7 protein-coding genes and 2 pseudogenes are annotated in these 14,713 nt (G+C 42.4%); 5 read left to right on the top strand and 4 right to left on the bottom strand.

Annotated features, from left to right (window positions below; all coding sequences use genetic code 11):
• The 3 genes and pseudogenes from H6F77_RS12645 to H6F77_RS27875 all read left to right on the top strand — a co-directional run.
• The coding region (locus H6F77_RS12645; protein ID WP_190488995.1) for a transposase at nucleotides 1-333 on the top strand (333 nt) is incomplete at its 5' end.
• Between the two features lie 125 nt (nucleotides 334-458).
• Nucleotides 459-1,661, top strand: a complete 1,203-nt coding sequence (locus H6F77_RS12640) for an ISL3 family transposase (protein ID WP_199321309.1) — start codon at nucleotides 459-461, stop codon at nucleotides 1,659-1,661.
• A 168-nt stretch (nucleotides 1,662-1,829) separates the two neighbouring features.
• A pseudogene (locus H6F77_RS27875) lies at nucleotides 1,830-2,547 on the top strand (IS701 family transposase); the annotation flags it as partial.
• A gap of 69 nt (nucleotides 2,548-2,616) precedes the next feature.
• Here the strand turns inward: H6F77_RS27875 and H6F77_RS12625 are convergent.
• The 4 genes and pseudogenes from H6F77_RS12625 to H6F77_RS12610 all read right to left on the bottom strand — a co-directional run bounded on the left by H6F77_RS12625 (nucleotide 2,617) and on the right by H6F77_RS12610 (nucleotide 10,365).
• Entirely contained in the window at nucleotides 2,617-3,639 is a 1,023-nt protein-coding gene (locus tag H6F77_RS12625; RefSeq protein ID WP_190488990.1) for an IS4 family transposase, read from the bottom strand.
• A gap of 89 nt (nucleotides 3,640-3,728) precedes the next feature.
• Nucleotides 3,729-4,305, bottom strand: a pseudogene (locus tag H6F77_RS12620) (transposase); the annotation flags it as partial.
• Nucleotides 4,306-4,739: 434 nt separating this feature from the next.
• Nucleotides 4,740-8,390 (bottom strand): WD40 domain-containing protein, encoded by a 3,651-nt coding sequence (locus tag H6F77_RS12615; RefSeq protein WP_190488988.1) that lies wholly within the window; start codon nucleotides 8,388-8,390, stop codon nucleotides 4,740-4,742.
• 133 nt (nucleotides 8,391-8,523) lie between these two features.
• Nucleotides 8,524-10,365 carry an AAA-like domain-containing protein gene (locus H6F77_RS12610; RefSeq protein WP_190488986.1) on the bottom strand — a complete coding sequence of 614 codons (1,842 nt, stop codon included), beginning with the start codon at nucleotides 10,363-10,365 and terminating at the stop codon, nucleotides 8,524-8,526.
• A 239-nt stretch (nucleotides 10,366-10,604) separates the two neighbouring features.
• Between H6F77_RS12610 and H6F77_RS12605 the strand changes: the two genes are divergently transcribed.
• Together H6F77_RS12605 and H6F77_RS12600 are read left to right on the top strand one after the other, a co-directional pair.
• Nucleotides 10,605-13,829, top strand: a complete 3,225-nt coding sequence (locus tag H6F77_RS12605) for a PAS domain S-box protein (protein WP_190488984.1) — start codon at nucleotides 10,605-10,607, stop codon at nucleotides 13,827-13,829.
• Nucleotides 13,830-14,500: 671 nt separating this feature from the next.
• A partial coding sequence (locus H6F77_RS12600; protein WP_514131588.1) for a hypothetical protein occupies nucleotides 14,501-14,713 on the top strand: 213 nt, incomplete at its 3' end.

Here is a 14,713-nt window from a genome sequence, read left to right as displayed (position 1 = left end):
GATGGAGTTACTTTTGAAGCTTTCGTTGTTCAGAAATTAATTCCTAAACTTTGGAAAAATGCTTGTGTTGTGATGGACAACGCCAAAATACATCAAGGGGAGATGGTAAGAGAGTTTATCGAAAAAGCTGGAGCAAAACTGATTTATTTATCTCCTTACTCTCCTGAATTCTCCCCCATTGAAAATTTTTGGTCAACTGTTAAATCTATCTTGAGAAAGACAGCAGCTAGAACTTATAAAGATTTAGTCGATGGCATCGCTAACGCCATGTTTAAGGTAACTCAAGAAAATATTCGTAACTGGTTTGCTCATTGCTGTTATTGTACCTCATAAACATGAGATCTGCTATAAAAATAGTAATATTAGCACATAAAATTACTGTAATAACTGTAGTCTAGCATTTTTTAATAATTAACTAATAACGCGAAAAAGAGCTTATTTAGACGTGAGTTATACCTATGGCATCCAATCCCGAACTAAAACTAATGACTAACCTCCTTAAATTAGAAGGAGTTAGGGTGATTAATTATCAGCTCATCGAGCAAATGGGAATGGTCTTATATATAGAGAATATAGACAAAAAAGCCTCGTACACATTCTGCTGCACCCCAACCCATAAAATCCATCAAAATAATCAGTTAACGATTAGAGATTTACCCTGGGGGGAACAAGCAGTCTATTTAAAAATTAATCGTCGTCAAATGAGATGTGAAAAATGCGGAAAAAAATTCACCGAAGAATTAAAGTATGTCCATAAAAAAAGGACATATACTGAAAGATTTGCGAAAAAAGTGATAGGGGAAGTATTAAATAGTGACATCAAAAACGTCGCCAAAAGAAATGGTGTTAGCGAACAAGAAGTGGACACCATGTTAAAAGATATAGGAAAAAACTTAAAAGGAGAAAAACCCCTCAACTTAAAGCGCTTAGGAATCGATGAAGTAGCGGTAGTTAAAGGACAGGGTAATTATTATGCAGTGTTAGTAGATTTAGACAAAAGCCGGCTAATAGGAATGATAGAAAAACGAACAGAAGAAGAAGTTACAAAGTATCTAGAAGCTTGGGGAGAAGAGGTTTTAGGGCAAATCAAGGAAGTCAGTATTGACCTATGGAAACCTTATAAAAAGGTTGTGGAGAAATTAATGCCTCAAGCCGAACTAGTGGCCGATAGATTTCACGTTACGAAACAAGTTAATGACGAATTAGATAACCAAAGAAAGACCCTAAAAAGAGAAGCTTTGCAGCTAGAAGACACTCCAGAAAAAGCTCCCCTTTTAGCGGGATTAAATAAGAGTAAATATGCTTTGCTGAAAAATGAAGAAGATTTGAACAGAAATCATCAAAAGAAATTGCAAGAAGTTAAAAAAGTTTCACCAGTGCTTACGAATATGCACGGTTTAAAAGAGAAATTTAGAACAATTTTCGAGCTAGGTCAAGATTGGACAGAAGGGTTATTTGGGCTGGCTGATTGGTGTGCAGAAGCCCATTCATTATATCCCAAAAGCTGTGGGATAATTAAACGTTGGATAGGAGAAATCATTGCCTATTTTGATCGGGGCACAACTCAAGGAGCAGTAGAGGGTATTAATAACAAATTGAACAGGACTTACGCAACTGTCACATACGATCGCATACACACGATCTGGGAAGCCTGGACTTGACAAAAAAGCTATTTACTGCATTCAGTCTTATGATAATTATAATCAAACTTATGAGGTGGGCAGCACGGGTTTTTGACCAGTGCTGCCCACCTATCAAAGGTTCAACTAAAAATAAAAAGGTTTACCATAACTAACAGCACAAAAACTAGGCTCTACTGAGCATAAATTATGAAATTTAGCAAGCTGGATTACTGTCAATACTTATTAAGCAGCCAAATTAACTATACAATAACCAATTTAGCAGAGCATATCAAAAAAATTAGCCATGACCAAATTAATCGTTATTTAAGAACAGAAAAGCTTAGCCCTCGTCTATTATGGGAAAATGTCAAGCCATTAATTCAAAGTCATCACCAAGGTTATATAATTTTTGCTGACACAGTTTTAGATAAAAGATATAGCCAATAAATTGAGTTAAGCCGAAAACAATATAGTGGAAATGAACACAGAGTTGTTAAAGGGATTGGTCTGGTTAATTGCGTGTATGTTAATCCTATTACAGGCCATTTCTGGGTAATTGATTATCGTCTCTACGATCCTGACGGCGATGGCAAGAGCAAGCTTGACCATGTATTAGAAATGCTTCAAAATTTTATCTACTATAAATCGCTGTCTTTTCGTACAGTTTTGATGGATACTTGGTATGCAACAAAAAACTTGATGCAATATATTGACAAAGAAGGTAAGATTTACTATTGTCCTTTAAAGAAGAATCGCGAAGGTAGATGAGACACGAGGAAGAGACACTTATAAATCAGTAGCCTCTATTGAATGGAATGAATCAGAGCAAAAGATGGGAAAGGTGATCAAAATTAAAACTTTCCCTAAAGACAAGAAAGTGAAGCTGTTCCGGGTAATTGTCTCCACCGACAAAACGGAATTTATCCAGAAACGTTGAATGCTGATACAAAACTTTACATATTTAGGTAGAGTAAGATTAGTAAGGGAAAATTACTTAACAAAACATTATTTCCTCAAACCAATGGCCATAACTAATTTTCTGACACATACAAGCTTGGAGATAGCGAAATTTATCTAATAGTTTATTACCCCATTGTTGGGGAATCGATATAAGTTGTAAAATTAGATAAGCAATGAGACTCGAATAAATTTGTATAATAATACCATTCACACTTTTGCTAATCCATTTATCAAATTTTAGATGCATCTTTAAAAACTTCCATAATAATTCAACTCCCCATATAAAGCGATATATCTCTCTGATTTCATCATCAGAAACTGCTGCGTCTCCATCTACAGGCAAATTAGTCACTAAGCGAAACTCAGTTTTTGTCTCCAAATCACAAAAGTTTACCATTCTATAAGATTGAGCATCTGTCGATGAGCCAATTTTTACCAATCCGGTTTCTGGCTCAAATTCTAACTTCCAATTATTTTTAATTCGCAAAACAAAGTATTTATTTTCTTGCACTAATTCTTGAATAAATTTTAATCCGGCAAATCCTCTATCCATCACTCCAACAGCATGGGCTGGTAACTTAGACATCATTTTTAAGCCAAATTTATAATCATGATTATGCCCAAAACTGATTAGGTTGTCTTCTAGTCCTCCCGTAGCTAAATTTAAGGAACTAAAAAGTTTGACTTGATGATAACCTAGCACCCACAATAATTTACTTGTCAATGTAATAACTGTCGAATCAATTGGACAAATTGCGTATTTATCATGTAACTTTTTGTGGGGTTTATTCTGGACTAATTGATTCAAACGATGATAAATTTCCGGGAACGGTTCTAGACTTCGATGAGTGTTAGCTTTGGAAAAAGTTGAAATATCAACATCAAATCCTGTCTTGTTTAATCGGTTAAATAAATCCCGCATACTCGTTAAGCTATTATCGAGCGCATAAGCTAGCCAACACTCAACAAAAAGACGGCTATTCAAAACTGGATAATCATTTTTTGGTAGCTCTTTGAGGATACTTTTGACAACTTTGGGAAATGAGTTTAGAATCATTGCTAATCGGATATATTAAAATCTATTAGCCAAAAACTAACATATTTTTGGCTATTTTCATCCCTCATTTATTAACATTCAACATTTGTGAGGACATCTATAATTTTTTCGGTATGAACTCTTGCTTGGTTTAAGAGTTTTAAATCCGTTGGATAACTAATATCGGCTGGGGCGCAGGTGGCATCTAGAATTAATTTCCCTTGATTTTTTGGCGGCTCGCTCTCTTGTTGGGGATTTTTTTTTCGGAGGCGGGGCGGGTCGCTTCACGCAATCTCCTCACCACTTCTTTATTTACTTTATTAACCAGCTCGGCACTGATTCTTTGTCGGAAGTGAACCAATAAGGATGGGTCAAATGGGATCTCATAATGTAGGATGTTTGACCGATAAAGTATTGTAGATAAGGGTTCTCTCGGATTTGTTCAACTGTTTCTCGGTCACTAATTCCCAGTTTTTCCTTTATTATTAATGCTCCTAATGCCAGTCGAAATGATTTCGCTGGAGGACCGACTTCGGCTTCAAAATTTTGAGCATATTCTTCTTCAAATTCTGCCCAAGGAATGAGTTGGGCTAGTTGCACCCAACGGTTATCTGCTGCCAAATTTCCTTCAACGGAGAGTTCAAAGTCTTCTGCTGAGAGGTGAGCTTGTTCAACTTTTCGATACACGAGTGCCGAGGGAGATGCACGGGTTTCGAGTGATTTTACCGTTTTTTCTTGCATTTGACCAGCTCAGCAGCGCTCACCACCCCAATTCTTGTCACTTTTTTCTCGTTATTCAGCAAGCCCTAATTGCCTACTTTTTCCTCCTGTTTCAAACCTTTTTTTTCTTCTTTGCTTCAGTACAAGTAGGCGGCTAACACCGGATGTATGCGCTCGCGTGACAAACAAGTGACATAACTCAATGGAAAATTTTCCATTGAGGCTTGTGCGATCACCCGAACAGCAGTTACAGCATGGCCTTATTTCATATTTCTTTTCAGAAGCCAGCCCATACCAATAACTAAATTGCCAGTAGCGAGCGAGCGCAAGGATTTGATTCTCCGTAGCTGAACTCTTCTCAAAGTCTCTCAATTCAGGCAGGGCAGATTAGTGTTTTTTAGTTATTGTGCGCCTTTTTGAGTTTTGAGGTCATCACACAGAGTGCGTCCTGCGCTTTTTTCCGTGCCGTAGGCATCGCTTTTCTCCACATCAGCATTGGTTCGCAAATAATTTCCGACCCAATCGCATCCATACTGGAGGAAATCGAGCTGGAAAATTCGCTCTAGATTCCACACAATTGCTGTGGTATCCTGACTGGCTGAAGCGACTAACTTCCCATCAGGGCTAAATGTCACTCCGAACACCCCATCGCTATGTCCTTTTAAGGTTTCAAGCTCTTGACCATCCTCCCTCCAAAGTTTAACAGTGCCGTCAAAACTTGCTGAGGCGATCGTCTTGCCATCAGGGCTAAATGCCACTCCGAACACGCCATTTTTGTGTCCCTTTAAGGCTCTGATTTCCGTACCGTCGCGCCGCCAAACTCTCACCATGCTATCCATACCTGCTGAAGCGATCGTCTTGCCATCAGGGCTAAATGCCACTCCAGCTACCTGACGGCGATGGCTCGTTAACGTGTGTAGAAGCCTGTAGCTGGGCTTTCCAGAGGCGATCGCATTATCCCACTGCCAAAGTTTAACAGTGCCATCCACGCTAGCTGAGGCAATAACCTGTCCATCGGGACTAAAGGCAACTCCGTTAATGTGATCGGTATGTCCTTTGAGAGTTGCTAATTCAGAACCATCAATTCTCCAAACTTTAACCGTTCTGTCCTCACCCACCGAGGCTATTGACTGTCCATCTGGATGAAAATCAACGGCGAAAACTCTACCTTGATGTCCAGTAAACGTGTGGAGTAAGGTTCCATCCAGTCGCCACAACCGAACCGTGCTGTCATAACCGCCTGTAGCAATGGTGTCCCCATTTGGGCTGAAATCTACTCCGAAAACTTTATCAGTTTGTTTGGGGAAAGTGCGAATTAAGCTACCATCAAGCCGCCAAAGTTTAACGGTATTATCGCGACTGGCAGTGGCAATTGTCTTACCATCAGGACTAAATTTTATGGTGTAAATTGGTGCTTGATGTCCGTTAAGAGTCTGGAGCAAACTGTCATCAAGCTTCCAGAGCGCGATCGGGCCATCCCAACTCGATGAGGCGAGGAGTTGCCCGTCAGGACTCCAAGCCACTCCAGAGACGACATCCTTGGCGGCTGGTAGGGTTTTTACCAGAGTCCCGTCAAGCTTGCAAAGTTTGACTGTTCTATCAACACTTGCCGAGGCAATTAAACGACCTTGAGGGTTAAAAGCGATTTTGATTACTCCATCGCTGTGTTCAGTTATAGTTTGGACTAACGTGCCGTCAAGGTGCCAAAGTTTGACGGTTTTATCCCAACTCGCCGAGGCAATCAGATTTCCTTGAGGGCTAAAGGCAACGTCTCTAACTCTATCCGTATGTCCGGTGAGGGTTCTCAGCAGTTGACCGTCTGCACTCCAGAGTTTGATGGTTTTATCGTTAGAAGCAGATGCAATAGTTTGACTGTCAGGGCTAAAGGCAAGGCTGACAACTTCATCTTTATGTCCGGTGAGAGTTCTCAGCAGTTTGCCGTCTGTACTCCAGAGTTTAATTGTTTTATCTTTAGAAGCGGAAGCAATAGTCTGACCGTCAGGAGCGATCGCTACGTCTGCAACATCTTTGGTATGTCCTTTTAAGGTGTGCCACAAGGTATAGCTCGGCTCTCCGTTTGGTGATTTTGTACTCGTTTTGCGCCAAAGTTTAACGGTGTTATCGCCAGAACCAGAAGCAATTAGATCCCCTCTGGGGCTAAATACGACTGCCCAAACCGTATTGTTGTGTCCTTGAAGCGTTCCCACCTTTGTACCGTCTTTTTTCCAAAGTTCGATGGTTTTGTCGGCAGAAGCTGAGGCAATGAGTTCGCCATCAGGGCTGAAAATGACATCATTAACCACATTGTCATGCCCGGATAACTGGTTATAGTCAACCGCTCCATAAACAGCCTGATGGAGAGCCTCCTTAACTGAGTGCTGGATATCTGCGTCTGCAACACCTAACTTTTGCAATCGTCGCTGTGCTGTGATGGCTTGTACAAGTGCATCTAACTTTTGATTTGAGGCGAATAGTGCTTCGGAAGATTTGGCGATCGCTGTGATCTCATTTAAAGCCGTTTGACGGTACTGAAAGTAAGTCGCCACTCCTAACCCACAAGAAAGCAGCAATGCCAGAGAGACTACAACTAGCAAGAACCTTTGTCTTCTCGCTGCTTTTTTCTCTTGAGCAAATCTTTTTTGTTCCTCTATGAGTCGGGCTTCAACTTCTTTGAGCCTAGCCGCTTCTAGTGCCTGTTGTACTTCTTTTCTATCTAATTCTTCAGACGCGGCTAAAAATTGATAATCCAAATCACTTAAACTTTTACCCCGTGACCAAGTTTGAGCATCAATTAATGCTTGTCCGCGCAACAATCGAGAAGAATCATTTTGCTTTGAAGTAATCCAAGCATTGAATGATTGAGAGTAGGGGCGCAGAGAATCTAATTGTTCTTCTACCCATTCCCAATCGAATACGTTCTGATAGATAGGATTTTTTACCTTGAGAAAACCCTGCTGTTTTACGACTAAACCAGATAGTAGGAGTTCCATTTGCTCTCGCGAGTCATCGGTTGGAACCCCCTCCTCGTATGAACTCTGGTGCCCTCCCTTGCTAACCGGAGCTTTAGTGAGGAGAGGTTGGGGAGGTTGTAAGATTTGTTGATAGATGCCGAGTAATCTAGCCGCACGTTGGGAGTTTCTTAGGAGGCGATCGCGTATTGTCCTCAAATGCTCCGGATCATCTTGAGTTTCCCAGTTGTCAATGATGCGCTTTAAGACCAACTGTTCCACCCAACGTGCCTCCTCCCCAGCAGGAATTACACTGACACGATTTGTTGCCATCAGGGTAAGCTGGCACAACTTTTGAGTTAAAAACGGCTGTCCCCCCGTCCAGTACAAAATCTCAGCTAACAAGGCTTCCGGTTGACTGGCAATCTCTTTTAATCCTGGCATCAGGGGCATGGCTTCGTGTAACTCAAATCCCTTGAGTTCAATTGCCCGTCCGATGTTAAATGGTGTGCGATTCTTATCTGCAATCAAATCCGGCGGTGTCGCTACTCCTAAAAGCGCAAATGTTAGTCGTTTATGCGTTGACTTTTGAGCGCGTTTGTTGTGGCAGGCTCGGATAAAAGAAAAAAAATCGTCTACTGGGAAATCTAAGCTGAGTAAGCTATCGATTTCATCAATAAAAATTACGACATTTTGCTGAATTTTTTCTAGTAAGATGGTTTCAATAAATTCACTCAGGCGGCTGACTAAAGATAGATGCGTGCGATCGCGCCACCAAGCTCGTATATTCAATACAATCTGGAAACTTTTGGCTAAAGAAGCCACAACTGAGGCATACCACTGTTCTGGCGTCACTTCTTGAGTGCCAATCGCTGTCAAGTCAATTGCTCCGCAACAAATACCTTCAGCTTGCAAGCGGTGCATCGTCTGTACCCAAAGCGAAGACTTGCCCATCTGTCGGGAGTTGAGGACGTAACAAAATTCACCCCTAAGTAATGCCTCATACAACTCCTCATCAGCTTGACGCCTGACATAACTAGGCGCATCAATCGGTAGACTCCCACCAACTTGATACTCATAAGATGGACTTTGTGCTGTCAGCATGATGTAAGCTGTAGCTCAAGGATTGAAAACTGGCTTATTACCTTTTTAACATTAGCAATTAGCCACTCTTTACCTGAGCTTGACATCACAGAGCAACCAACAAATACAAAAAAACCTGGCACTTATAACTCCCTCAAAGAGTAAGTTGGTACAGCGATATCAGTTCTTCAATCCCCTCGAATTGGCGTTGCCCTATTTCGATGGGTTGCAGGGGGAGATAACTTCTAACTGCCTCATAGACTGTCTGGGAAATACCAACGCCTCCAGGCGAAGTTTCAGCTTGTACGCAAACGGCAATGTTAACCCCAGTTCCTGTGACATCACTGTAACTGAAAATAACATCTCCCCAATGGATACCGATTCGATAAGTTAGCATCGGCTGGGAGGTAGGTGGAGTTGTCTGCGTAAATGTCAGTTGAATCTCTTGAGCGCAATTGACAGCATTGATGGCACTAGGAAAGTAAAATAACAACCCATCGCCAATAGATTTAAGAATCTGACCTTCGTATTGCTGAGCTAATTGGGATATGAGCTGAAAGTCTTGATCGAGTAGATTCTGCGTCTGTTCTGAGTCAGCTTCCATCTTTGCCGCTAAGTCTACCGCATTTATAGAAACAATCGTAGCGAGGCGGTGTTCTTGGAGTAAATTCAACCGCAATTGGTTGAGGCGATCGCTAAAATACTGACGATACAACTCGCAATTGGGTACAACCTGGCTATTGAGTAAGCGCACAACACCCATACTTTGCAATTTAAAGGTTTGGATTGGATCTAATTTCACGGGAGTTGGTGACATCACAACCTGCGCCAAGGCTTTCACCAAATTGGGATATTGTTGAAGATTCCACAATTGGCGTCGCAGATAGTCAGTGTAAATACCGTCTTCAGTCGTCGCGGTTTCTAATAGCTGCTCAAGCGTGATGTCTTGGCAGCTAATATGATGCAGTGCCGCTTGCACTAGATAAGGGTTCCCGCCAATCAATTTCATCAGGCGTTCTACCTCTTGGGTTCCCCAATCCAGTTGATACCGAGTCGCTAAATCTTGTACCTGAAGCAGGGTAAACTCTGACAACTCAATCGATAATCCGACATTAAAAGGCGATTGATTGATGTTGAGCGGGATATAAACTTCCGTAGAATGAACCACTACTAACCGCATTTTTTGCCAAACCTCGCTGCTCTTGTCTGCATACTTGGCTTTCTGATACCAAGTTCGCAGCAAGCCAAAAAAGTCCGTGGCAATTTTGGGGTAATTGAACACCACGTCCACGTCATCTAATACCAATACGAGCGGAGTGTCAATTTCTGCTAACAGATAACTCTCGAAGTAATCGGTGCAGTTGTAATTGCTGCCAAAAACGTCATCCCAATACTCGCTCAATCGATTAGGTAGTCTCAAACTCCGAGAGATAACTGCACAGAACCACCGGAGAAATTGATTTAGACTCGCGAACACATCGGCATCAGCCAGTTGCAAGCTCAACGTAACCGTCTTAAAATTCTGCGATCGCGCCGAGTCAAGAATCCTGATCATCAAAGAGGTTTTGCCCATCTGCTTGGGAGCTTTGATCCGAATCAAAGCCCCTGGCTGCAAAATGGTTTCATCGCAAAGTCGCTCAATAGGGGGACGCTCTACATAAAAGGGGGAATTTAGAGGAACTTGACCTTTGAGCATAACTCTAGAGTCACTCTTTAAATTGTCGGAGTCGGGATTGGTATAGTCATCACGGGACAGAGTGAGATTAAACGTGCTGAAGTAAGACTCCAAAGTTTGCCGATCTACTGCAACTTGGCGGTGTTGTACCTTGGCGATGGTATTAGGACTCAAACCGCTCAGTTCACCTAATTCTTCCAAGGTGTAGGAATTGCCAGCATTTTCTTGAATTTCCCACTGGCGCTGTGCCCTTTGTAAGCGTTGCCAACCTTGAAGCGTGAGAATTACACCCCGCTTCCGTCGTGATGGTTGACTTTTCATTAATATTGGCTCAATCTTCTTCAAATCCAACAGGCTTTAGCTAATTTTTTTATTTTCGCAGATTTCTACGAATAGAGTTGGTCTTATTTGGGGATATGGAAGTTAATTGCCTTATGTTGTGTGCTTAACTTGCAATCTTTACTTGAAAACATCTGACTACAGAGGCAAGATAGTTCCAGTTCCTTTCAAGTTTTTGCATCTATCTTCAGATTGAATTTTAGATCTTTAAGATAATCAACATGATTTTAGCGGAATTTTTTATTCCTCACGGACACTGCTATCTCTGGAAGCCTGAGTTAGTAGGGTTACATATTGTCTCAGATGCGTTGACAGCGCTGGCTTATTATTCAATTCCCCTAACGCTAAGCTATTTCGTCGCAAAGAGGCGAGATGTACCCTTCAACTGGATTTTCCTGATGTTTGGTGCTTTCATCGTTTCCTGTGGCACGGGTCACCTAATGGAAATCTGGACACTTTGGCATCCCAATTATTGGCTATCAGGTTTTGTCAAAGCGTTTACCGCCCTTGTCTCCATATATACGGCTTTTGAGCTAGTCTCGTTGCTTCCCCAAGCCCTGGCAATGCCCAGCGCGGCTCAATTTGAAGCGGTGAAAAATGAAGTTAAAGAACGCCAACGGGCAGAAGCTGCCTTGCAGCAACAGTTAGCAGCAGTTGAAGCGGCGATGGACGGTATCGCCATTCTCAATTCAGCACAAGAGTACATCTACCTGAATCAGGCGCATGTTACACTCTATGGCTACGATAGCAGCACTCAACTGGTGGGCAAGACTTGGCGCGGACTCTATTACCCCGATGAGATCAAACGCTTAGAGCAAAACATATTCCCCATTCTGTCGCGCCAAGGGCATTGGCATGGTGAAGCGATCGCAAAAAGGCAGGATGGAAGCACCTATTTCCAGGAGGTTTCCCTAACCTCGACGGCGGATGGAGGTCTGATTTGTGTCTGCCGTGATATCAGCGATCGCAAAAAGGCCGAAGAGCGTTTGCGCCTGTTGGAATCCGTAGTAGTGAATGCCAATGATGCAGTGCTCGTTGCCGAAGCTGAACCGATTGATCTTCCCGATCCGAGGATTATTTATGTCAATGAAGCTTTTATCCGCATGACGGGTTACACTTCCGAAGAGGTAATCGGCAAAACGCCACGCATCTTGCAAGGTGCTAAGACCGATCGCCAGCAACTAAACAAAATTCGTACTGCGCTTGAGACATGGCAGCCAGTTCGGGCGGAACTTATCAACTACCGCAAAGACGGTTCCCAGTTCTGGGTAGAGCTTGAGATTGTGCCAGTTGCGGATGAGAAAGGCACATTTACTCATTGGGTTTCCGTGCAACGAAACATTACTGAGCGAAAGCTGGCTGAAGAGCGCGTGCGACTCGCACAAAGAGCGATCGCTGCTTCATCGAACAGCATTTTCATTAGCGATGCAATAGTCCCTGGCAACCCACTTATTTATGTCAATTCTGGTTTTGAGCGCATGACAGGCTATGGAAAAGAGGAAGCTATTGGCAGCCAATCCTGCTGGTATGAGCGAATATGTTGTTCAACGCCAACTGCCCTTGAAGAAGTGCGGCGTGGGCTAACTGAAGGCAGAGAAACTCAGGTAACTGTGCATAGCTCTCGTAAAGATGGCACTCTTTATTGGAATGAATTGTGCGTTACTCCAGTTCGAGATGCTACTGGGCGCTTGACTCACTTTATTGGGGTTCAAACTGACATCAGCGATTGCAAACGGGTAGAAGAAGCCTTGTGGGAGAGTGTAGAGCGAGAACGAGCATTCGCCAGGGCTATTCAAAGAATGCGCCAAACATTAGATATTGAAACGATTTTCGCTGCCACAACTTCTGAATTGCGGCAGTTGATTAAATGCGATCGCGTCGCTGTCTATCAGTTCAATCCGGACTGGAGTGGAGAGTTTGTCTCCGAATCCGTTGGAACTGACTGGATTTCTCTAGTGCAAGAACAAGCCAACAACCCCAATCTGAAAGAGAGTTCTCTGGAGGACAAGCATTGCACTGTAAAAACATTTGATAGTAAAGCGGGATGCGATAGTGCCCTCGGTGCTTCTTCCTTGGTACAGGATACTTATCTGCAAGAAACTAGCGGCGGTGCGTACAGCCAAGGCGCAAACTACAGAGTAGTCGCAGACATCTACAAAGTTGGTTTTAATCCTTGTTACATCAACCTCTTGGAGCGATTTCAAGCCAGAGCCTACATCATTGTCCCCATATTCTTAGGCAGTAAACTTTGGGGATTACTGGCAGCTTATCAAAATTCTGATTCTCGTCAATGGAAAACAACAGAAATCAAGCTAGTGGTCGAGATTGGCAATCAGTTGGGAGTCGCTTTGCAGCAAGCAGAATTATTAGCGCAGATTCAAAAGCAGTCAGAAGCCCTGCAACAATCAAGCCAGCGAGAACGCGAAAAAACACAAGAGCTAGAACTGACCTTGAGCGAATTGAGACACACCCAAGCTCAATTAATTCAAAATGAAAAAATGTCGAGTTTGGGACAAATGGTTGCGGGAGTGGCCCACGAAATCAATAATCCCATCAGTTTTATCCAAGGCAATCTTACTCCTGCCAGAGAATACTTTCAAGACCTACTCTCGCTGCTTGAACTCTATCAGCAGACCTACCCGAATTCCACACCAAAAATTCAGCAATTAACTTCTGAGATTGACTTAAATTTTTTAGTGGAAGATTGGCCAAAGCTGATGGATTCAATGCAGGTGGGGGCTGAGCGCATTAAAGAAATTGTGCGATCGCTCAAAAGCTTCTCTAGATTGGATGAATCGGAGCTAAAACTGGTAGATATCCATGAAGGCATTGATAACACCTTACTAATTTTGCAGCACCGACTTAGGGCAGTAGATGAGCCTTTTGAAATTCAAGTGATTAAAAATTACGGTCAACTGCCTCATGTGACCTGTTACGCCAGCCAATTAAATCAGGTATTTCTAAATCTGTTGAATAATGCCATTGACGCCCTGGAAAATCAATCGTCTCCACGAGTGATTACTATCAGCACTTCGTTAATTCAAACTCCAAAATGGATATCTATAACCTGCCCCTCCGCTAACAACATTCAACCCGTAGCTGACCCAATCGCTGATCCTCACTACGTTATCATCCGTATTACAGACAATGGTTCTGGCATGAATGAAGAAGTGCGCCAGCAAATATTTGATCCGTTTTTTACTACAAAACCTGTAGGAAGCGGCACCGGATTGGGATTGTCCATTAGCCACCAGATTGTAGTAGAAAAGCATAAGGGTCGAATCAGTTGTATTTCTGCCTCAGAGAGAGGAACAGAGTTCATTGTGGAAATTCCAGTAACCTGTAATATAAATGTTCGCCACAACCGAACAGAAAGTTACTGGGGTGCATCCCAATTTTGCCAAAATACCGGAATGCGATCGCTAATGACTGTGTATCGAGAATGACAATCAGCAGCCGGGTGCATCTCACTCTGGCATATAGGAAAAAATAGTCAGAACATCCTAAGTGTCAATCAATCGAGTTAGACTGCTATAAACCCCCAAAGATTAGAACGCTTACGAGCCTGTATTCAAGAAGCCGCTAGTATCTTGTATGAGGAAAATTTTGCCACATACCTGCAAGATTTTGAAAGCCTAGAACTCATGTTTTGCCTGATCTCGCTGGCAGCAGATACTAACAGCAATCGAGTCGCATCACAGAGTCCTTCATATTTTTAGACTCTAGCATTTTTTCACAGCAGGAGAGTGCCAGTCCGCGTAAGCTTTATTTTAATTAAAGTTGTCTTCGATAAAAATTATTTATACATAAATCAGTAATTTTACGATGACGTTTTTGGGTTTTAAAACTGTATGGTAGAGGTATCGCTATCGAACTGTATCGAAATGTATATTACGCATACAGCTATATTATATGGGCAAACATAAATTGAATTTATTTTAATAAAAATTAATTTCCTCTATAGTCAATTCAAGGCGCTCATTTGCCAAAATACCTAGTAACTAACTTACCAATCTTCAACCCTAACTCACAATCTATGCAGCTCAATCATAAACTTTCCCTGTACTCCTTCCTATCTAATTTCGGATTGGTCAAGAAAAGTTATACCGCCAAAATTATGTTGGTGGCCTTTTTAGGCACCCACGTACCTCTTCTGGCCTTAGTGTTCAGTTTTGTCATCTCCAACTCCTATTCCTGGGAAATGGCAGTGCGAGTCCTGGTCATTGCTTTGTTGTCTACCTTAGCGGGTACAGCAGCTACCCTTTATGCGCTGCGTCATCTCCTCTCCCCAGTGATTTTGACATCTGATACATTGCAAGACTATCTGAAC

Origin of the sequence: Microcoleus sp. FACHB-831 (assembly GCF_014695585.1) — a bacterium.
Taxonomy (GTDB): Bacteria; Cyanobacteriota; Cyanobacteriia; order Cyanobacteriales; family FACHB-T130; genus FACHB-831.
The sequence above is the reverse complement of the archived record's forward strand: the minus strand, read 5'-3'. Positions and strand labels throughout refer to the sequence as shown.

Bases quoted from the DNA above. Each gene is read 5' to 3' on its own strand.
- H6F77_RS12640 (WP_199321309.1), top strand. From the start codon at position 459: ATGGCATCCAATCCCGAACTAAAACTAATGACTAACCTCCTTAAATTA.
- H6F77_RS12615 (WP_190488988.1), bottom strand. From the start codon at position 8,390: ATGCTGACAGCACAAAGTCCATCTTATGAGTATCAAGTTGGTGGGAGT.
- H6F77_RS12625 (WP_190488990.1), bottom strand. From the start codon at position 3,639: ATGATTCTAAACTCATTTCCCAAAGTTGTCAAAAGTATCCTCAAAGAG.
- H6F77_RS12610 (WP_190488986.1), bottom strand. From the start codon at position 10,365: ATGAAAAGTCAACCATCACGACGGAAGCGGGGTGTAATTCTCACGCTT.
- H6F77_RS12605 (WP_190488984.1), top strand. From the start codon at position 10,605: ATGATTTTAGCGGAATTTTTTATTCCTCACGGACACTGCTATCTCTGG.